The organism is Streptomyces sp. MMBL 11-1 (genome assembly GCF_028622875.1).
GTDB lineage: Bacteria > Actinomycetota > Actinomycetes > Streptomycetales > Streptomycetaceae > Streptomyces.
Genome location: NZ_CP117709.1, coordinates 1,285,122 through 1,304,995, shown reverse-complemented (window position 1 = coordinate 1,304,995; position 19,874 = coordinate 1,285,122). Strand labels below are relative to the sequence as shown.

General features: G+C 72.8%; 21 protein-coding genes. 16 read left to right on the top strand and 5 right to left on the bottom strand.

Annotated elements, in window-relative coordinates:
- The first annotated feature begins 22 nt into the window (after nt 1-22).
- The 8 genes from PSQ21_RS05520 (at nt 23) to PSQ21_RS05485 (ending at nt 7,419) form a co-directional block, all read left to right on the top strand.
- Nucleotides 23-1,123: a segregation and condensation protein A gene (locus PSQ21_RS05520; RefSeq protein ID WP_274029282.1), complete on the top strand. Its 1,101-nt coding sequence runs from the start codon at nt 23-25 to the stop codon at nt 1,121-1,123.
- Entirely contained in the window at nt 1,120-1,788 is a 669-nt protein-coding gene (gene scpB / locus PSQ21_RS05515; RefSeq protein ID WP_274029281.1) for an SMC-Scp complex subunit ScpB, read from the top strand. The genes PSQ21_RS05520 and scpB overlap by 4 nt, the downstream gene beginning before the upstream one ends.
- Entirely contained in the window at nt 1,788-3,125 is a 1,338-nt protein-coding gene (locus tag PSQ21_RS05510; protein ID WP_274029280.1) for a pseudouridine synthase, read from the top strand. Before scpB ends, PSQ21_RS05510 begins: the two co-directional genes overlap by 1 nt.
- Before the next feature lie 150 nt (nt 3,126-3,275).
- Entirely contained in the window at nt 3,276-3,932 is a 657-nt protein-coding gene (pnuC, locus tag PSQ21_RS05505; protein WP_274029279.1) for a nicotinamide riboside transporter PnuC, read from the top strand.
- Nucleotides 3,929-5,008: an AAA family ATPase gene (locus PSQ21_RS05500; RefSeq protein ID WP_274029278.1), complete on the top strand. Its 1,080-nt coding sequence runs from the start codon at nt 3,929-3,931 to the stop codon at nt 5,006-5,008. Before pnuC ends, PSQ21_RS05500 begins: the two co-directional genes overlap by 4 nt.
- Nucleotides 5,005-5,781, top strand: a complete 777-nt coding sequence (locus PSQ21_RS05495) for an NUDIX hydrolase (RefSeq protein ID WP_274029277.1) — start codon at nt 5,005-5,007, stop codon at nt 5,779-5,781. The genes PSQ21_RS05500 and PSQ21_RS05495 overlap by 4 nt, the downstream gene beginning before the upstream one ends.
- Entirely contained in the window at nt 5,778-6,803 is a 1,026-nt protein-coding gene (locus tag PSQ21_RS05490; protein WP_274029276.1) for an ADP-ribosylglycohydrolase family protein, read from the top strand. Before PSQ21_RS05495 ends, PSQ21_RS05490 begins: the two co-directional genes overlap by 4 nt.
- Before the next feature lie 172 nt (nt 6,804-6,975).
- Nucleotides 6,976-7,419 (top strand): SRPBCC family protein, encoded by a 444-nt coding sequence (locus PSQ21_RS05485; protein WP_274029275.1) that lies wholly within the window; start codon nt 6,976-6,978, stop codon nt 7,417-7,419.
- Here the strand turns inward: PSQ21_RS05485 and PSQ21_RS05480 are convergent.
- Nucleotides 7,385-8,128, bottom strand: a complete 744-nt coding sequence (locus PSQ21_RS05480; protein WP_274029274.1) for a nucleotidyltransferase domain-containing protein — start codon at nt 8,126-8,128, stop codon at nt 7,385-7,387. The two genes, PSQ21_RS05485 and PSQ21_RS05480, sit on opposite strands and share 35 nt — an antisense overlap.
- A 24-nt stretch (nt 8,129-8,152) precedes the next feature.
- Nucleotides 8,153-8,632 (bottom strand): Rieske (2Fe-2S) protein, encoded by a 480-nt coding sequence (locus tag PSQ21_RS05475; protein ID WP_274029273.1) that lies wholly within the window; start codon nt 8,630-8,632, stop codon nt 8,153-8,155.
- Between the two features lie 361 nt (nt 8,633-8,993).
- On the opposite strand from PSQ21_RS05475, the gene aroH reads away from it, so the two are divergent.
- The 5 genes from aroH to der all read left to right on the top strand — a co-directional run bounded on the left by aroH (nt 8,994) and on the right by der (nt 13,471).
- Nucleotides 8,994-9,356 carry a chorismate mutase gene (aroH, locus tag PSQ21_RS05470; protein WP_274029272.1) on the top strand — a complete coding sequence of 121 codons (363 nt, stop codon included), beginning with the start codon at nt 8,994-8,996 and terminating at the stop codon, nt 9,354-9,356.
- Nucleotides 9,353-10,438 carry a prephenate dehydrogenase gene (locus tag PSQ21_RS05465; protein WP_274029271.1) on the top strand — a complete coding sequence of 362 codons (1,086 nt, stop codon included), beginning with the start codon at nt 9,353-9,355 and terminating at the stop codon, nt 10,436-10,438. Before aroH ends, PSQ21_RS05465 begins: the two co-directional genes overlap by 4 nt.
- Before the next feature lie 146 nt (nt 10,439-10,584).
- Entirely contained in the window at nt 10,585-11,280 is a 696-nt protein-coding gene (gene cmk, locus PSQ21_RS05460; protein WP_097869973.1) for a (d)CMP kinase, read from the top strand.
- On the top strand, nt 11,277-11,933 hold the full coding sequence (locus PSQ21_RS05455) for a lysophospholipid acyltransferase family protein (RefSeq protein WP_274029270.1): 657 nt from the start codon (nt 11,277-11,279) through the stop codon (nt 11,931-11,933). The genes cmk and PSQ21_RS05455 overlap by 4 nt, the downstream gene beginning before the upstream one ends.
- A gap of 68 nt (nt 11,934-12,001) precedes the next feature.
- Nucleotides 12,002-13,471 carry a ribosome biogenesis GTPase Der gene (der, locus tag PSQ21_RS05450; RefSeq protein WP_274029269.1) on the top strand — a complete coding sequence of 490 codons (1,470 nt, stop codon included), beginning with the start codon at nt 12,002-12,004 and terminating at the stop codon, nt 13,469-13,471.
- A 102-nt stretch (nt 13,472-13,573) separates the two neighbouring features.
- On the opposite strand, the gene PSQ21_RS05445 is transcribed toward der, so the two are convergent.
- The gene (locus PSQ21_RS05445; RefSeq protein ID WP_274029268.1) at nt 13,574-13,897 is read right to left on the bottom strand and encodes a hypothetical protein; all 324 of its coding nucleotides are present in this window, start codon (nt 13,895-13,897) and stop codon (nt 13,574-13,576) included.
- 137 nt (nt 13,898-14,034) lie between these two features.
- On the bottom strand, nt 14,035-14,817 hold the full coding sequence (locus PSQ21_RS05440; protein WP_274029267.1) for a hypothetical protein: 783 nt from the start codon (nt 14,815-14,817) through the stop codon (nt 14,035-14,037).
- Between the two features lie 484 nt (nt 14,818-15,301).
- Here PSQ21_RS05440 and PSQ21_RS05435 point away from each other — a divergent pair, with 484 nt between their 5' ends.
- From PSQ21_RS05435 to PSQ21_RS05425, 3 genes are all read left to right on the top strand, one after another.
- Nucleotides 15,302-16,585 (top strand): glycosyltransferase family 4 protein, encoded by a 1,284-nt coding sequence (locus PSQ21_RS05435; RefSeq protein ID WP_274029266.1) that lies wholly within the window; start codon nt 15,302-15,304, stop codon nt 16,583-16,585.
- Between the two features lie 224 nt (nt 16,586-16,809).
- Complete coding sequence (locus PSQ21_RS05430) at nt 16,810-17,775, top strand: helix-turn-helix transcriptional regulator (RefSeq protein WP_274029265.1); 966 nt, start codon at nt 16,810-16,812, stop codon at nt 17,773-17,775.
- Between the two features lie 401 nt (nt 17,776-18,176).
- Nucleotides 18,177-18,392: an I78 family peptidase inhibitor gene (locus PSQ21_RS05425; RefSeq protein ID WP_274029264.1), complete on the top strand. Its 216-nt coding sequence runs from the start codon at nt 18,177-18,179 to the stop codon at nt 18,390-18,392.
- 113 nt (nt 18,393-18,505) lie between these two features.
- On the opposite strand, the gene PSQ21_RS05420 is transcribed toward PSQ21_RS05425, so the two are convergent.
- Nucleotides 18,506-19,525, bottom strand: coding sequence for a phosphatase PAP2 family protein (locus PSQ21_RS05420; RefSeq protein ID WP_274029263.1), 1,020 nt, complete (start codon nt 19,523-19,525; stop codon nt 18,506-18,508).
- Nucleotides 19,526-19,874: the final 349 nt, after the last annotated feature.

Below are 19,874 nucleotides of genomic sequence, written 5' to 3'. Positions count from 1 at the left end.
GCCGCCCCACCCCTGGACCACCATGCCCCCGCCCGACGACCCCGCCGCCCCGCGCCGCCGTGCCCTGGGCCGGGGGCCCGGGGCGGTGGCGGAGCCGCCCGTGGAGACCAAGGAGGCGGCTCCCGAGCCCGTACCGGAGCCGGAGCCGGAGTCTGAGCCCGTACGGCCGGAAGCCCTGCCGGAGGCGGCACCGGAGCCGGAGGCGGCACCGGAGCCGGAGGCGGCACCGGAGCCGGAGGCGGACGACAAGCGCTTCACCGTCCGGCTGGTGAACTTCGAGGGCCCCTTCGATCTCCTCCTCCAGCTGATCTCCAAGCACAAGCTGGATGTGACCGAGGTCGCCCTGTCGAAGGTCACCGACGAGTTCATGGCGTACATCCGTGCCATGGGCCCCGACTGGGACCTCGACCAGACCACCGAGTTCCTCGTCGTCGCCGCCACGCTGCTCGACCTCAAGGCCGCCCGGCTGCTGCCCGCCGCCGAGGTCGAGGACGAGGCGGACCTCGCGCTCCTGGAGGCGCGGGACCTGCTCTTCGCGCGGCTGCTCCAGTACCGCGCGTACAAGCGGATCGCCGAGATCTTCCAGGGCCGCCTGGAGTCGGAGGCCCGCCGCCACCCCCGTACGGTCGGACTGGAGGACCAGCACGCCGCGCTGCTGCCGGAAGTGGTCATCAGCATCGGGCCCGAGGGCTTCGCCCGGCTCGCGGTGAAGGCGATGCGGCCGAAGCCCGAGCCCCAGGTGTACGTGGACCACATCCACGCCCCGCTGGTCAGCGTCCGGGAGCAGGCGGGCCTGGTGGTGGAGCGGCTGCGCGAGGCCGGGGCGGCGGTGAGCTTCGCGGTGCTGACCGAGGACGCGCCGGACACCCTGACCGTGGTCGCCCGGTTCCTGGCCCTGCTGGAGCTGTACCGCGAGAAGGCCGTCACCCTCGACCAGGACGAGGCACTGGGCGACCTGCTGGTGACCTGGTGCGACGGGGCGGACGCGGAGCCGGTGGTGACGGACGAGTTCGACCAGGAGATCCAGGAGACTCAGGAGATCCAGGAGATCCAGGAGGCCCGGGAGATCCAGGTGATCCAGAAGCCGGAGGGGGACGTCGACGAGGAGGACGTACGGGAATGAGCGCGCAGCCCACCGCACAGGACGGCGGACCGGACGACGGGGGCGCGGTCGCCGCGCTCGATCTGAAGCCCGCCCTGGAGGCGGTCCTCATGGTCGTCGACGAGCCCGCCACCGTCGACCACCTGGCCAAGGTGCTCCAGCGGCCCCGCAGAGCCGTGGCGGACGCGCTGCGGGAGCTGGCCGACGAGTACACCGTGCAGCGCCGGGGCTTCGACCTGCGGCTTGTCGCCGGCGGCTGGCGGTTCTACACCCGCCCCGAGTACGCGGCGGCCGTGGAGGGCTTCGTCCTGGACGGCCAGCACGCCCGGCTCACCCAGGCGGCGCTGGAGACCCTGGCGGTCGTCGCGTACCGGCAGCCGGTGAGCCGCTCGCGGGTCTCGGCGGTGCGCGGAGTGAACTGCGACGGCGTCATGCGGACCCTCCTCCAGAGGGGCCTGGTGGCGGAGGCGGGCGCGGAACCCGAAACAGGTGCGATCCTGTACAGGACGACGAACTACTTTCTGGAGCGAATGGGCCTGCGCGGCCTGGACGAGCTCCCGGAGCTCGCGCCCTTCCTCCCGGAGGCGGACGCGATCGAGGCTGAGACGCTAGAGGGTGTGCCGTCGTTCGATCCGGACGCACCGGACACCCCGGATACTCACGCAGACGACAAGACGGAATTTTGATGCGAAGCAGTGGCAGGAACAGCGGAAGCGGCAACGGCGGGAGCGGCAACCGGAGCAGCGGCGGCGGCAACCGGAACCCCCGGAGCGGCGGCGCGAGCAGCGGCGGCCGCAGCGGCGGCGGGTCCTTCCGCCAGGGCCAGGGCGGCGGCGGTCAGGGCGGTCGTCCCGGCGGCCAGGGCGGCGGACGCGGCGGCGGCCAGGGCGGTCGGCCCGGAGCCCCGGGCGGGCGTCCCTCCGGTCAGGGAGGCCGTTCCTCCGGCCAGGGCGGGCGCCAGGGCTCCCAGGACGGGCGTCCGGGCTACCAGGGCGGGCGCGACGAGGAGCAGCGCCCCCGCCGTCCCCGCCCGGAGGAGCGCCGCTACGACGTCGGCAACGACGCCCCCGGCGTCCGGTCCGAGCAGGAAGGCCCCCGCAAGGGCCGCGGCTCCGCCGCCCGGGGCGGCGCCAAGGGCGGCCCGAAGCCCGCACAGGGCGGCAGCGGCCGCACCGGCGGTTTCCGCCGTGCGGCCCCCTCGCGCCCCCGTGAGCTGGACGCCAAGATCGAGCAGCGCAACCGCGACCGGTATGCCAACAAGCCCGGCATCAACCTCCCCAAGACCCACCCGGGGGCCGAGGAGGAGGGCGAGCGGCTGCAGAAGGTCCTCGCCCGCGCCGGCATGGGCTCGCGCCGGGCGTGCGAGGAGCTGATCGAGCAGTCCCGCGTCGAGGTCAACGGCGAGATCGTCGTCGAGCAGGGCAAGCGCGTCGATGTCCACAAGGACGAGATCAAGGTCGACGGCCTGACGGTCGCCGCCCAGTCGTATCTCTTCTTCGCGCTGAACAAGCCCGCCGGGGTCGTCTCCTCGATGGAGGACCCGGACGGCCGTCAGTGCCTCGGCGACTACGTGACCAACCGCGAGACGCGGCTGTTCCACGTCGGCCGGCTGGACACCGAGACGGAGGGCATCATCATGCTCACCAACCACGGTGAGCTGGCCCACCGCCTCACGCACCCCAAGTACGGCGTGAAGAAGACCTACCTGGCAGCCATCCAGGGCCCCCTGCCGCGCGACCTCGGCAAGCGGCTCAAGGACGGCATCCAGCTGGAGGACGGCTACGCCCGTGCCGACCACTTCCGCGTCGTCGAGAACACCGGCAAGAACTACCTGGTCGAGGTGACCCTCCACGAGGGCCGCAAGCACATCGTGCGCCGGATGCTGGCCGAGGCCGGCTTCCCGGTCGAGCGGCTCGTGCGGACGTCCTTCGGGCCGATCCCGCTGGGCGACCAGAAGTCCGGCTGGCTGCGCCGCCTCACCAACACCGAGGTCGGCATGCTGATGCGCGAGGTCGGTCTCTAGTCCTCTGAGTCAGGGGACCAGCCGCACCCGCGTCCACGCGAAGGCCCGCGGCCGGTTCTGTTCGGAAAGTTCGAACAGAACCGGCCGCGGGCCTTTTGCCGTCCCTCTCCAGCCTTTATAGTCAGAGTGACCATTTAGAAGGAGGCGGGCGTGAGCCTCGCGGACGTACTCGATCCCCTGCAACAGCCCCTGGTGACGATCCTGGACACCCCGGTCAGCTGGACCGAGGTGCTGGGCTTCGGAAGCGGCGCGCTGTGCGTCTGGCTCGTGGCCCGCCAGCACCTCGCCAACTGGCCGATCGGCATCGCCAACAACCTCTTCTTCATCCTGCTGTTCTCCCAGGCCGGTCTGTACGCCGACGCCGGCCTCCAGATCGTCTTCATCACCCTCGCCGCGTACGGCTGGTGGACCTGGACCCACGGGGGTGGACCAGGAACCTCCGTCCTGCCGGTGCGCAGAACGACCCGCACCGAATGGGCCTGGCTGCTCGCGGCGGGGGCGGTGGGGACCGCCGGGATCACCCTGCTGCTGTCCCGGGCCACCGACTCCACCGTCCCGTTCTGGGACGCGCTGACGACGTCCCTGTCGCTGATGGCGACGTACGGGCAGTGCGGGAAGCGGCTGGAGTCCTGGTGGCTGTGGATCGCGGCCGACGTGGTCTACATCCCGCTGTACGCCCACAAGGGGCTGTATCTGACCTCGCTGCTGTACGCCGGGTTCCTCGCGCTCTGCCTCGTCGGCCTGCGGGGCTGGCACCGCGACCTGACCGCACGTGACGCGCGGACCCCGGAGGTGGCGGTCGCATGAAGCGTTACGGACACGGCCTGGTCCTCGGCAAGTTCTACCCGCCGCACGCCGGCCACCACCACCTCGTCGAAACCGCCCGGGACCGCTGTGAACGGCTGACCGTGCTGGTCTGTGCCGCCTCCGTGGAGTCGGTCCCGCTCGCCGACCGGGTCGCCTGGATGCGCGAGGTCCACCCGGACGTCACGGTGGTGGGCGCGGTCGACGACACGCACATGGACGTCAACGACCCGGCGGTCTGGGACGCGCACATGGCCGTCTTCACCGCCGCCGTCCCCGAGCGGGTGGACGCCGTCTTCACCTCGGAGGCGTACGGGGAGGAGCTGGGCCGCCGCTTCGGCGCCGCGTCCGTCCTCGTCGACCCCGACCGCACGCTCTTCCCGGTCTCCGGCACCGCCGTGCGCCAGGACCCGGCCGGCTGCTGGGACTTCCTCCGGCCGCCCGTGCGGACCGCCCTCGCCCGCCGGGTCGTCGTCCTCGGCGCGGAGTCCACCGGCACCACCACCCTCGCGCGGGCGCTCGCCGCCCACTACCGCGCACGCGGCGGGGTATGGGCGCGCACCGGGTACGTCGCCGAGTACGGGCGCGAGTACAGCGAGCACAAGCTCGCCGCCCTGCGCGAGCGGTGGCCCGGGGCCGCCTGGGAGGACGTCAGCTTCACCACCGACGACTTCCCGCTCATCGCGCAGGCCCAGAACGACCGGGAGGAGGCCGCCGCCCGCGCCGGGTCCCCGGTGCTCTTCTGCGACACCGACTCCTTCGCCACCACCGTCTGGCACGAGCGGTACGTCGGCGGCCGCAATCCGCTCGTCGAGGAGATCGCGGACCGGGCCGCACACCACCTGTGGCTCCTCACCGACCACGAGGGCGTCCCCTTCGAGGACGACGGACTGCGCGACGGCGAGGAGCTGCGCCCCTGGATGACCGACCGCTTCCGCGCCGAACTCACCCGCACGGGCCGCCGGTTCATCGAGATCACCGGTCCGCCCGAGGCGCGGCTCGCCGCCGCCGTCACCGCCGTAGACGAACTCCTCGCCACCGGCTGGGACTTCGCCGCACCCCTCCCGGAGAACCGATGAGCACCCCCGCTCCCGAGGGCTACGACCCGCACGCCTTCGCCCCGTTCGCGGTCACCGTCGACCTCGCGGTCTTCACCGTCCGCGAGGCCCGGCTGCACGTGCTGCTCGTCGAACGCGGCCAGGAGCCCTTCCGGGGGCGGTGGGCGCTGCCCGGCGGCTTCCTCCTGCCCCGCGAGTCCGCCGAGGACGCCGCCCGGCGCGAACTCGCGGAGGAGACCGGCCTCGGCCCCGACACGGTCGGCGCCCTCCACCTCGAACAGCTGCGGACGTACACCGCCCCGGACCGCGACCCGAGGATGCGGGTCGTCTCCGTCGCGTACGCCGCGCTCCTGCCGGACCTGCCCGAACCGCGCGGCGGCGGCGACGCGGCGAGCGCCCGGTGGTGGGAGGCGGGTGCCACCGGACCGCTGGCCTTCGACCACGACCGGATCCTCGCCGACGCCCACGACCGGATCGGCGCCAAGCTCGAATACAGCTGCCTGGCCACCGCGTTCTGTCCCGCCGAGTTCACCCTCGGCGAGCTCCAGCAGGTCTACGAGACCGTCTGGGGCGTCGAGCTGGACCGCCCCAACTTCCGGCGCAAGGTGCTCAGCGCGCCGGGCTTCGTCCAGCCGGTCGGCGGCCCGCCGCGCCGCACCGGCGGCCGGGGCAAACCCGCCGCCCTCTACCGGGCGGGCGACGCCACCGCCCTGCACCCGCCACTCCTGCGCCCGCCGCGACCGGACGCACCCGCGGACCCGTCGTACGCGACCTCGGAAGGACGACACCGATGACCATCACCACCCCGCCCCTCACCAAACAGGCGGCCACCGGCGCGCTGACCGGGCTCGCGCTCGGCGACGCCCTGGGCTTCCCCACCGAGTTCAACGACGTGCCCGGCATCCTCGCCAAGTTCGGCCCCTGGCGGCAGATCCCCCTCCTGAAGCCCGCCATCGTCTCCGACGACACCCAGATGACGATCGCCCTGGGCCGGGGCATCCGCACCGCCATGGACAGCGGGCTGCTCACCCCCGAACGGCTGGTGGACCCGGTCCGCGCGGAGTTCGTCGCCTGGTACCACTCACCGGACAACAACCGGGCCCCGGGCAACACCTGCCTCACCGCCTGCCGCCTGCTCGAACACACCCGGCTCTGGCAGGAGGCCAGCCAGACGCACTCCAAGGGCTGCGGCGCCAACATGCGGGTCGCCCCCGTCGGCCTGGTCCCCGGCCTCAGCGAGGAGCAGCGCGCCGGGGCCGCCCAGCTCCAGGCCGCCCTCACCCACGGCCACCCCACCGCCCTGGCCGCCTCCGACCTGCTGGCCCGCGCGGTGTTCCTGCTCGCCCAGGGCGCCGAACCCCTCGGGCTGATCGGGCGGTTGCGCAGTTACGCCTACGAGAACCGGGGCCGCTACCACACTCGCTGGCTAGGCGACCTCTGGCGCCACGCGGGCGACGCCACCCCGCAGGCGTACATCCAGCGCGGCTGGGACGAGTGCCTGACCGCGCTCGCGACGGTCCAGGAGGCGCTGCGCGATCCGTCGCCGGAGACCGACCCGTGCGAGCGGACCGGGGACGGCTGGGTCGCCGAGGAAGCCCTCGCCTCCGCCCTGCACTGCTTCCTGCTGTTCCCCGAGGAGCCCGTCACCGCCCTGCGCCGGGCCGCCTGCACACGGGGCGACTCCGATTCGATCGCCTGCCTGACCGGAGCGCTGGCCGGGGCGCATCTGGGCGCGGCGGCCTGGCCCAAGGAATGGTCGGAGCGCATCGAGTACCGCAGCGACCTGCTCTCCCTCGCCGCGCTCTGGGACTCCTGAGCCGCACCGGCCGCCGCGCGCGTCATCGTTTCGCCGTCGGGTCGCCGTCGGGTCGCCGTCGGATCGCCGTCGAGTCGCCGTCGGGACCTCGTCGGATCCTCGCCGAGTGAGCGGAGGGTGATCGGGTACGAGAGGGCGGACCTGTTCCCGTACGAAGGTTCGGTGGTTGTCCGTGTCCTCCTCACTCGTCGAGACCGTCGACATCGAGGCGCCCGTGGCTGTCGCCTGGTCCCTGTGGAGCGAGGTCACCCAGTGGCCGAGGTTCCTCAGCCACGTCCAGCGCGTCGATCCGATCGACGAGCGGCGCTTCGCCTGGCAGCTCTCGCTGCCCGGCGCGGAGAAGCACTTCGTCGCGGAACTCACCGAGGTGGTCCCCGAGGACCGCATCGCCTGGAAGACGACCGAGGGAGTCCACCACGCGGGGGTAGTCACCTTCCACCGGCTCGACGACACGTCGAGCCGCGTCGCCCTGCAGATCGAGTACGACCCCCAGGGGTTCATCGAGCACCTGGGGGCGCTGACCAACCTGGACTCCGCCCTGACCAACTACGACCTGGGCGAATTCCAGAAGCTGGCCGAACTCACGGCCGCGTCGGGCGGTCCCCGGACGGTGTGAGCCCGGCTCGGCCCGTCGTGCGGTCGGCCGAAGCCCGCCGGGTCCGGACGAGGAAGTCCTCCACGGCCGCCCGGTCGGGTTCCGGCGGCAGCGGGGAGCCGGTCGCCGCCTCGTCGTTCTCCTCGCCGAGGCGGTTCATCCGGCGCTCCACCTCCGGCCAGGGCACCTCGCCCCGCTTCACCGCCAGCAGCTCCCCACGGGCCTCGCCGACGTCGACGCGCAGCTCGCCCGTACGCAGCAGGTCCCGGGAGCTCGCCAGCAGCCGCAGCAGATGCATCGCGTGCTTCCAGCGCGGCGCGCCGTGGACCCGTACGTCGGCCTCCAGCTTCCTCCGCTGGCCCAGCGCGTACCGGACGAACGTGCCGTGCGCGAGCCGCGACAGGAACGCCCCGCGCAGCGCCAGCAGCTCGCGGCCCGTGTCGTCCACGGACTCCACCAGCGGGGAGTGCAGGCACTCCAGCACGTTCGGGTTGGCGCGCAGCGCCAGCTCGCAGAAGCGTTCCAGCTCCCAGGAGAACTGCTCCGGCGCGGGGCCCTCCACATGTGTCGGCGGCTTCTCGAAGCGCCAGAACAGCGGGGTGGGCGCGAGGAACACCCCGCGCCGGTCCGTATCGCTGTCCTCCGTGGCCAGCCCGAACGCGCGCGAGCCCATCACGCAGGCGTAGACCGTGTGATCGCGTACGAGTGCCTCGTCGGCGGTGGTGATCATGGCCGCGAGGCTACCGGTCCCGGCTCAGGCCAGCCGGATCGCGCCCCCCGATACGGTGATCCGCTCGGCGGGCAGCGGCCGGGTCGCCGGGCCGGCCTCGACCGCCGCGTCCGTGATGCTGTACTTGCTGCCGTGGCAGGGACAGTTGATCGTGCCGTCGCTCACCGTCGAGACCAGGCAGCTCGCGTGGGTGCAGACGGCGGAGAACGCCCTGAACTCGCCCTCTTCCGGCTGGGTCACCACCACCTTGTGCTCCTTGATGACGGTGCCGCCGCCGACCGGGATGTCCTCGGTCCTGGCCAGCTCCACGCCGCCCGGCGCGTCCGGCGACGCCCCGTCCGTCGCCCCGCCCGTCGGATCCGCCGACGCGGTGGGCGTACCGCTCGTGCCGCTCGTGTCCCCGTCGTCGTCCCCGTCGTTCCCGCCGGACGATCCGCAGCCGGTGGCCAGGGCGGCGGCGCCCGCCGCACCCGCGGCCAGCACCGTCCTTCGCCGTGCGTTCATGGGCTCTCCTTCGCTCAGGGCTCTCGTGCGGTGGGTGCTGGCCATCGTGGGGGCGGCGGGCCCCCGGGCGAAGCAACCGGGCGGACCGTGCGCCCGCCCGGGTGGCGTCCGAGGCCCTGACGGCCCTGGCCGCTCCCGGCCCCGCACCCCGGGCGTCCCGTGCACGTCACCGCCCGTCTCACGGACGGAACGCCGTGCCCCGGCACGCCGCGGCCGATCCAGGTCCTGTCGTCAGACTGCCGTCTGCCGCGTGGCGTCCGGCAGTCCGACGACAGGACCTAGGCTGGGACGAGCACTCGGCCGCGCCACGGAGCGCCGGGCCGGAGGCGCGGACGATTCAGCGAAGAGCGAGGAGTGCGACGTGGCGGTACGAGCGGTCCGGGGCGCCGTCCAGCTGGACCGGGACGAGGCCGGGCACATGGACCAGCGGGTCGGTGAACTGCTGACGGCCGTCCTGGACCGGAACGGACTCGTCGCCGACGACCTGATCAGCATCTGGTTCACCGCCACTCCGGACCTGCACAGCGACTTCCCCGCCGCCGCCGCGCGCGGCCTCGGGATCGTCGACGTACCCCTGATCTGCGCCCAGGAGCTGGACATCGACGGGGCCATGCCCCGGGTCGTCCGTATCCTCGTGCACGTCGAGACCTATCTCCCGCGCGCCGAGATCAGCCACGTCTACCTCGGCGCCACCGCCGCCCTGCGCAAGGACATCGCCCAGTGAGAACCGCCCTCGTCATCGGAACCGGGCTCGTCGGCACCTCCGCCGCCCTCGCGCTGGCCGCCCGGGGCGTACACGTGCACCTCGTCGACCACGACGCCTCCTCCGCCCGCACCGCCGCCGCGCTCGGCGCCGGCACGGACGAGCCGCCCCTGGGCCGGGTCGACCTGGCGATCGTTGCCGTACCGCCCGCGCACACCGCCGCCGTCCTGGCCGGGGCCATGCGCGACGGGGTGGCCCGCGGCTATCTGGACGTCGCCAGCGTCAAGGGCGGCCCGCGCCGCGAGCTGGAGGCGCTCGGCCTCGACCTCGCCCCGTACATCGGCACACATCCGATGGCCGGCAAGGAGCGCTCCGGCCCGCTCGCCGCGACCGCCGACCTCTTCGAGGGCCGCCCCTGGGTCCTCACCCCGACCCGGGACACCGATACCGAGGTGCTCAACCTGGCGCTGGAGCTGGTCGCCCTGTGCCGGGCCGTCCCCGTCGTCATGGACGCCGACGCCCACGACCGGGCCGTGGCCCTCGTCTCGCACACCCCGCAGCTGATCTCCTCGATGGTCGCCGCCCGGCTGGAGGAGGCCGACGAGACCGCCGTACGGCTGTGCGGGCAGGGCATCCGTGACGTCACCCGGATCGCCGCGTCCGACCCCCGGATGTGGGTGGAGATCCTCTCCGCCAACCCCGGCCCGGTCGCCGACGTCCTCGCGGGGGTCGCCGCCGACCTGGAGGAGACCGTGACCGCGCTGCGCGGCCTGCACTCCTCGGACGAGGCGAAGCGGCGCGCGGGCACCGACACCATCGAGGACGTCCTGCGACGCGGCAACGCCGGCCGCGTCCGGGTCCCCGGCAAGCACGGCGCGGCCCCCGCCGCCTACGAGACCGTGGCCGTCCTCATCGGGGACCGGCCCGGCGAGCTGGCCGCGATCTTCGCCGACGCCGGCCGGGCCGGGGTCAACATCGAGGACGTCCGCATCGAGCACGCCACCGGCCAGCAGGCGGGTCTCGTCCAGCTCATGGTCGAGCCCAGCGCCGCCCCGGCCCTCGGCACGGCACTCCAGGAGCGGGGCTGGTCGATCCGCGGCTGACCCGGTTCCCGCACGGCCGGACGGCGCCACCCCCGCCCGGGTGGACCGCCTCCCCCCTACGGGGTACAAGGGCCCGCCCGGTACTCGGTAACCTGGTACGAGGCCGTCTCCCAGGCCCGTCCGTCCCCGCACCGTGTACCAGGAAGGTGTCCACCACCGTGGAAACCGCACGCTCCTCCGTGATCGTCGCCATCGACGGGCCCTCGGGCACCGGCAAGTCGAGCACGTCCAAGGCCGTCGCCGCCAAGCTCGGCCTGAGCTACCTGGACACCGGCGCGCAGTACCGGGCCATCACCTGGTGGATGCTGAACAACGGCATCGACGTCGGCGACCCGGCCGAGATCGCGACCGCCGCCGCCAAGCCGGTGATCGTCTCCGGTACCGACCCCGCGGCCCCCACGATCACCGTCGACGGCGAGGACGCCTCCGGCCCGATCCGCACCCAGGAGGTCACCTCCAAGGTCAGCGCCGTGAGCGCCGTCCCCGAGGTGCGGGCGCTCATCACCGAGCTCCAGCGTTCCATCGCCGCGGCGGCGACCGGCGGCATCGTCGTCGAGGGCCGGGACATCGGCACCACCGTGCTGCCCGCCGCCGACCTCAAGATCTTCCTCACCGCCTCCCCGGAGGCCCGCGCCGCCCGCCGCAGCGGCGAGGTCAAGGGCTCCGACCTGACCGCCACCCGCGAGGCCCTGATCAAGCGGGACGCCGCCGACTCCGGCCGCAAGACCTCGCCGCTCGCCAAGGCGGACGACGCCGTCGAGGTGGACACCACCGAGTTGACCCTCCAGCAGGTCATCGAGTGCGTCGTCACCCTCGTCGAGGGGAAGCGGGTCGCCGCGTGAGCGATGCCACAGGCGCGCCCACGCTGCGCGGAGCGGCCGTCGGGCGCACCATCGGCATCGGCCTGATGTACGGGCTGTGGAAGCCCAGGGTCCTCGGCGCGTGGCGCGTGCCCGCCGCCGGACCCGTCATACTCGCGGTGAACCACTCACACAACATCGACGGACCGATGCTGATGGGCACCGCGCCCCGGCCGGTGCACTTCCTGATCAAGAAGGAGGCGTTCGTCGGCCCCCTCGACCCGTTCCTGCACGGCATCGGGCAGATCGAGGTGGACCGCCGGGTCGTCGACCGCACCGCCATCACCCACGCGCTCGGCGTGCTGGAGGACGGCGGCGTCCTGGGGATCTTCCCCGAGGGCACCCGGGGCGAAGGGGACTTCGCCTCGCTGCGGGCCGGACTCGCGTATTTCGCGGTACGGGGCGGGGCTCCGATCGTCCCCGTGGCCGTCCTGGGAAGCACCGAGCGCCGCGGGCGGTTGATACGGGGGCTGCCCCCGCTGCGCAGCCGGGTCGACGTCGTCTTCGGTGACGCGTTCGACGCGAGCGCGGGCGACGGGCGGCGGACGCGCAGGGCGCTGGACGAGGCGACCCTGCGGATCCAGGCGAAGCTGACCGACCACCTGGAAAGTGCCAAGCGCCTCACCGGGCGGTAGGCGAGACTTGAGTAGTGGACCGCGCTGATCGCGGTCCATCGATGATGATGCAAAGAGGAACGGACTTCATGAACGACCAGATTCACTCCGACGGCTCGGGCCACGAGCACGGAGCACTTGGCGATGCCGAGTTCGCGGAGTTCATGGAGCTCGCCGCGCAGGAAGGCTTCGATCCCGAGGAGGTCGAGGGTGCCCTCGACGAGGCCGGTCACGGCCCGCTCCCCGTGCTCGCCGTCGTCGGCCGCCCCAATGTCGGCAAGTCGACCCTGGTGAACCGGATCATCGGCCGCCGTGAGGCCGTCGTCCAGGACAAGCCCGGCGTCACCCGCGACCGCGTCAGCTACGAGGCCGAATGGGCCGGACGCCGCTTCAAGGTCGTCGACACCGGCGGCTGGGAGCAGGACGTGCTCGGCCTCGACGCCTCCGTCGCCGCCCAGGCCGAGTACGCCATCGAGACGGCCGACGCGGTCGTCTTCGTCGTCGACTCGACCGTCGGAGCCACCGACACCGACGAGGCCGTCGTCAAGCTGCTGCGCCGGGCCGGCAAGCCCGTCGTCCTCTGCGCCAACAAGGTCGACGGCCAGAGCGGCGAGGCGGACGCCACCGCCCTGTGGTCGCTGGGCCTCGGCGAGCCCTACCCGGTCTCCTCGCTGCACGGCCGCGGCACCGGTGACATGCTGGACGCGGTCCTGGCGGCCCTGCCCGACGCCCCGGCCCAGAAGTTCGGCACCGCCCTCGGCGGCCCCCGCCGGATCGCCCTGATCGGCCGCCCGAACGTCGGCAAGTCCTCCCTGCTGAACAAGATCGCGGGTGAGGACCGGGTCGTCGTCAACGAGCAGGCCGGCACTACCCGTGACCCGGTCGACGAGCTGATCAAGCTCGGCGGCATCACCTGGAAGTTCATCGACACGGCCGGCATCCGCCGCCGCGTCCACCTCCAGGAGGGCGCGGACTACTACGCCTCGCTGCGTACGGCCGCCGCCGTCGAGAAGGCCGAGGTCGCCGTCGTCCTGATCGACTCCAGCGAGTCCATCAGCGTCCAGGACCAGCGGATCATCACCATGGCCGTGGAGGCCGGGCGCGCCCTCGTCGTCGCCTTCAACAAGTGGGACACCCTCGACGAGGAGCGCCGCTACTACCTGGAGCGCGAGATCGAGACGGAGCTCGCGCAGATCTCCTGGGCCCCGCGCGTCAACGTCTCGGCCCTCACCGGCCGGCACATGGAGAAGCTGGTGCCGGCGATCGAGACCGCGATCGAGGGCTGGGAGACCCGCGTCCCCACCGGCCGGCTCAACGCCTTCCTCGGTGAGATCGTCGCCTCCCACCCGCACCCGATCCGCGGCGGAAAGCAGCCGCGCATCCTCTTCGGCACCCAGGCGGGCACCAAGCCCCCGCGCTTCGTGCTCTTCGCCTCCGGCTTCCTGGAGCACGGCTACCGCCGCTTCGTCGAGCGCCGCCTGCGCGAGGAGTTCGGCTTCGAGGGGACCCCGATCCACATCTCCGTCCGGGTCCGCGAGAAGCGCGGCCGCAACAAGTAGCACCCGCGCACGACGGAGCCCGGGCCGCGCTCTCGCGAGAGCGCGGCCCGGGCTCCGTCGTGCGGCTTCCGTCCTCGGGTCGTGCGGCTTTCGGCCTCGGGCTCAGGAGTCCCGTGACCCCGGCGGCAGCGCCGCGGGCCGGGGCCGTCCCGCATGCCGCCCCACCCGCTGCCAGGAGCCGAGGCCCCCGGTGTGCTGGCTCTGCCCGCCGCTCCCGCTCTGGCCGCTGTGCCCGGAGGGAGCGGGGTGAGCGCTCAGCGCGGTCCTGGAGGCGAAGAGACCGGCGCCGAAGGCCGGGAACCCGAGATTCTCCTCGCCGCTCCGGTCGCCCGGCAACGCCCGGAACGAGCGCCGGTACTCGGAGTACAGCGCGTCGTAGATCGGGGTGGGGGACACGCCCCCCGACGGATCCTGCGGAGGACGCATGGCAGGGATCTGACTCTGATGCTGGCGGGAGGAGTCGTATGAGTGCACGTAGGTGCCAACGACCTCACCGCCCGTCGGATGCGGCTGCGCCGGAGAAAACGCTGTCCGGCGAGGGCGCCCGAGCCGGCCGGGCATGATCAGGTCCCGGCCAGCGGCATCGACGCGGCGACCAGAAGGCCGTTGACCGCCGCCTTCTCCAGGGCGTCCCGGAGCAGGTCCTCGCGCGGCTGCTGGCCGATGGTGCCGGCCGGGGCGGCGAAGACGAGGACCGTCTGCGACTTGTTGACCGCGGCCCGCCAGCCCTCGGTCACCTGGAGCGGCTGGTGGGCCTGCCACCAGGCGACCGGGTTGCCCCCGCCGGCGCTCGGCTGCAGCACCGCGTGCAGCTGGCCCACCGCCAGCAGCACGGACCAGCCCGGGAGGACCTCGGGCAGCCGGTTCACGTCGGGGGCGGGACGGAAGCCCTGCTCCAGCAGCAGCTGGAGGAACTCGTCGCCCCCGCTGCCGTCGGTGCCGGGCCGGGCGACCGGGCCGGTCGGTTCGACGACCAGGGCCGGGCGGAGATCGTCCTCGATGAGGACGAGTCCGCTGGTGATGCCGAGGACGGCCTGTTCGGGCATGCGCCCCTCCGTGGTCTTCTGCTCGCTTCCGGTGATGCTGCGCACCGCGCCCTGGAGCTGGTCCTCCGCGACCTTGACGACCTGCGAGGGGATGCACGTCGCGTGGGCGAACGCGAGGACGGCGGTCTCGTCGCCGATGAACAGCACCGTGCTGGTGCGTTCCTGGTCGGAGTCGCCCGGGGTGCGGCAGGAGGTGCAGTCGTAACTGCCCGGGGCGTTGTCGCCGACGAGCAGCCGGTCGGCTTCGTCGTCGCCGATCTCGGCGCGTACGTCCTGGCTGACGTCGAGCATGCGCGGCACGGGGACTCCTCGAACTCGGTGCGTGGGCCGGGTGGTTCCCGGGCTCCATGAAGAGACAACGCGGGATCCGTGGCAGGAGTCACGCACCGGGGCGCACGGAAGTGCGGCACAGGTCGACACATCGGTACGTCGAGCAGTCGACGTACGGCTCTCGCCTTCCACCCGGAAGTTTTACCGGGGTGCGGGCAACCTTCCCGCATTCTCCTTTGTCAAGGTCGAGGAAAGCATTGGTGAACGGATGGCGGGTAGCCGTCCGGGATGCCACGCCGACGTCCCGCGGACACGGTCCGGATGCTTCCGGGCCCTGCGGCTATCCGGATTGAATGCCTCCGGAACCCGCAGGTCAGCGACTGTCCGGCGAGGGAACGGGGATACCGTGCGCAAGGTCGCGGATGCTCCGGGATTTCCCGGTGTATTTCGGACGGAAATCTGCTGCGAGACGCAGTCTTGACCAGGCCAGGCCGACAGGAGAAACAGCGACACCATGCATATCTCTTTTCTTCTGCACAATGCCTACGGAATCGGAGGAACCATCCGGACGACGTTCACACTCGCCCGTACGCTCGCCGAGCAGCACGACGTCGAGATCGTGTCCGTCTTCCGGCACCGTGACGCCCCCGTCCTCGGCGCGCCCGAGGGCGTGACGCTGCGCCACCTCGTCGACCTGCGGAAGAAGAGCGCGACGTACGACGGCGGCGACGCCGAACACGCCCGGTCCGCCGCGGTGTTCCCGCGCGGGGACAGCAGGCACCAGCAGTACAGCAGGCTCACCGACGCCCGCATCGCCGCTCACCTCCAGGCGGTCGAGGCGGACGTGGTCGTCGGCACCCGCCCCGGTCTCAACGTGCACCTCACCCGGCAGACCCGCAGCGGGCCGGTGCGCGTCGGGCAGGAGCACCTGACGCTCGACAGCCACAGCTACCGGCTGCGCCGCGAGATCGCCCACCGTTACACGCTGCTCGACGCGCTCACCACCGTCACCCGTGCCGACGCGGACGACTACCGCGGCCGGCTGAAGCTGCCCGGCGTGCGGATCGAGGCCATCCCCAACGCCGTTCCCGAGCCCGCCTGTCCGCCCGCGAGCGGCGACCTGAAGTGGGTCGTCGCGGCAGGCCGGCTCCACCGGGTCAAACGGTACGACCTCTTGGTGCGGGCCTTCGCCCAGGTGTCCGCGGCCCGCCCGGACTGGCGGCTGCGCATCTACGGCGGCGGGGACGCGACCGGCGACGAACGGGCGTCGCTGCGCACCCTCATCGGCCAACTCGGGCTGCACGAACACGTGTTCCTGATGGGCTCGGCCAACCCGATGGAGGCCGAGTGGCCCAAGGGGTCGATCGCCGCCGTCACTTCGGACCGCGAGTCCTTCGGCATGACGATCGTCGAGGCGATGCGCGGCGGTCTGCCGGTCGTCGCCACCGACTGTCCGCACGGACCGGCCGAGATCGTCGAGGACGGCGTCGACGGGCGGCTGGTGCCGGTCGGCGACCCGGACGCGATCGCCGCCGCACTGCTCCAGCTGATCGAGGACGACGGACTGCGCCACCGGATGGGCGGGGCCGCGCTGAGCGCCTCGGCCCGCTTCGACCCGGCGCGCATCGCCGAGCGCCACGAGAGTCTGTTCGCCGAACTCGTCGCCCGCGGCGCCCGGGGCCACGGGCGCGGGGCTCTGCGCACCGCGCTGCACCGCACCCGGGGCAGCGTCCTCGACGGGGCCTACGCCCTGCGCTACAAGGCCGCCGACGTGCTCCGCAAGGGAAGGGCCGCATGACCCCGCCACCGTCACCGTACGGGCCGACCGCGCCGCCGATCCCGTCGGGAGGCTCACCTTCGACCTGACCGCCCCGGACTCCGCCCCACGTCCGTGCTGCACCTCCGACCACGGCCTCCGCCTCCGCCTCCGCCTCCGGCCGGAGCCCGGACCGGCGGGCCGCGAAGGATGCGGATCGGCAGTTGCGGACGGAGGCTGTCCGCAACCCCTGGCAGACTCGCCCTATGTTGGAGACCTCGGCACGACTGCTGCGCCTGCTCTCACTGCTCCAGACCCACCGGGACTGGTCCGGCGCCGATCTGGCCGACCGGCTCGGCGTCACCCCGCGCACCGTGCGCCGTGACGTGGACAAGCTGCGCGACCTGGGTTACCCGGTGAACGCCAGCCGGGGCACCGGCGGCGGCTACCAGCTCGGGGCCGGCGCCGAACTGCCGCCGCTGTTGCTGGACGACGAGGAGGCCGTCGCGGTCGCCGTCGGCCTGCGCACGGCCGCCGGGCACGGCATCGAGGGCATCGGCGAGACCTCCGTACGCGCGCTGGCCAAACTGGAACAGGTGCTGCCGAGCCGGCTGCGCCGCCGGGTGAGCGCGCTCGGCGCGTTCACCGTGCCGATGCTGCACGGGGCGGGCGACTCCGCCGTGGACCCCGCCGTGCTCACCGAGCTGGCGGCCGCCTGCCGGGACACGGAGCGGCTCCGGTTCGCCTACCGGACCCACGGAGGGGAGGTCTCGCGCCGGACCGTGGAGCCGCACCGGCTCGTCTGCACCGAGCGCCGCTGGTATCTGGTGGCCTGGGATACAGACCGGGCGGACTGGCGCACCTTCCGGGTGGACCGGATCACCCCGACCCCGCCGCACGGCCCCCGTTTCGCCCCGCGCACCCCGCCGGCGGAGGATCTGGCGGCGTACGTCTCCCGGGGCGTCGCGGTCTCGGCGTACGCGGCACGGGCCGTGATCCTGCTGAAGGCCCCGTTGGCGGAGGCCGCCCGGCGGGTGTCGCCGTCCGCCGGGGTGCTGGAGGCCGTCGACGCGGACAGCTGCCGGCTGACCGCGGGCGCGCCGGACCTCACCGTGCTGGTGATCCACGTGCTGATGATGGGGATCGATTTCGAGGTGATCGAGCCGCCGGAGCTGACCGAGGTCCTGCGGGAGGCGAGGGACCGGCTCACGCGCTCGCTCGACGGACCGTGAGACTCCGGGTGCGGCCGACGGCCCGCCGCACCGCATCGCGCCCGGCGGACGGACGAACGGCCGGGGTAAGTGTGCGGAATGGAAAGGCCGGTTTACGGGGGCGGGAAATTCCGGTGTCCCGGCGATTCGGGCGACGCTCCGCACCACGAGAAAAGAGGCAGGTCACCCCCATGATTCCGGAAGGCTTCCGGCGCCCCGTGACGCGGTGAACGCGGTTTCCCGTTATTGCGTGCCGAGGCTTCCGATCGGGCCGTTCGAGTGAATAGAACCGCGTATACGCGTGTGGGGATCTTGTGACACAAGCGTGACCCCCACGGCATCCCACGATGCAGTGGGGCGCCTTCCGGACGCCCTCCCGGCCCGGCCTTCCGTCACGGTCCGGGGCCGCTTACGGTGAAGGCATGGCATCTCTACCGACCCCTCCAGCACAGCCGGACGACGCCGCCGATTCGTACGTCGGCCTCGCCGCCGACGCCGCCGAGCGGCAGGCCAGGAGCCGCGGCTGGGACACGGTCCGGGCCGTCCCCCCGGGTGCGTTCCTCACCATGGAGTTCCGCCACGGCCGCATCAACTTCCAGGTCGAGGAGGACACGGTGACGCGCTGCTGGGTGGGCTGACCCGTCGGCCGCACCCGGGTCCCCGCACCCGGTCGCCGTATGCGGAAGGCCCCGACCGAGGTCGGGGCCTTCCGCATACGGGGGAGACGGTGCGCCCCTCCTCGCGGTCCGGTTCAGCCGCCGCTCATCGGGCGCGCCGGGCTGCCGGTGCCGCGCGCGCCCCGTTCCGTGTGCGGCGGCGGACGGCGGACGCCCGCGGGGGCGACCGGCATGGTGCCCGGACGCGCGGGGTGCCCGCCGTGGGCCCGCGCCCTGCTCCCCGCCGGATGGCCGGCGGGGAGCACCGGCTCGCCCGCGGCGGGCACGGTCTCGGCGGCGAGGCACTCGGTGGCCATCGACTGCGGCAGCAGCACCGGCTGCGGCCCGGCCCCCGTCACGGGCGCCGCCGGACCGGCGGTGCCGCGACGCTCGCGCCACCGCTCGCGCATCGCGAAGATCCAGGCCTCGGTCCGGGCGATGAGCGGCTCGAACCAGGGCAGCGCCAGCAGGATGAGCAGCCCGGCCGCCCAGCCCAGCACGACATCGCTGAGCCAGTGCGTACCGATGTACACGGTGGTGAGGCCGACACCCAGCGAGACCGTCGCGGACACCGCCGACAGATAGCGCCTGGCGCGCGGGGTGGTGGCCAGATAGGCGAGGATTCCCCAGGTCACGACGGCGTTCGCGGTGTGCCCGGAGGGAAATATATCGCCGCCGGCGAACATCTCGGCCGAGCCGATCTGCGTCGCGTAGTGCGGGCCGAGCCGCCCGAGCCCCAGCTTGACCGCGCCCACCGTCACATTGAGCAGCAGCAGGGACGTGCCGAGGACCAGCAGCGGCCGGAGCGTGTGCTGACGCCAGGAGCGCCAGCCCAGCCAGCAGGCGACCATCACCGCGGTGGGGCCGCGCTGGCCGAGCACGACGTAGTAGTCAAGGAAGGCGTGCAGTTCGGGCCACTGCTCGTAGGGCCGGAACAGCATGACCTTCCAGTCCAGGGCCACCAGCCAGGACGTGATCAGCACCGCGAAGACGATGGCGAGATAGAACGCCAACGTCCCGCCGAAGAGGGCGATGCGGTGACGGCTCATCCGCGGCGCCTCTATCTTCGGCGGTTCCGGCTCCCGGTCCAGCCGGGCAAAGATGTCGGTACGCACCCAATCGACGTTACAGCGAGTGAGTGTGTGAGCAGGCCAATCCGGGCTCTTTGTGATGACGATGTGATGTGGACTTTGTCTCGGAACGGCGTCTTTTCCGGCCGGGGAGAAGTACCTCCGTGATCGTGCGGCCAATTGCCCGCCGGTTCCGTTCGTAAGCGTGTTTGATCTCTCGGAAATAGAGGCGTACCGGCAATCCGCGGCAAATGATCCCGCCATTCGGGGGAGGCGCGTACCGTCGCGCCGCGCTCCGCGACGTCCGCCCGGACCCCGTCACGGCGTCCGCCCGGGCCTCCCCGGGCAGGAACCGCCGGGACGGAGGGGGGACGGAGGGGGAATGGCGTACGCC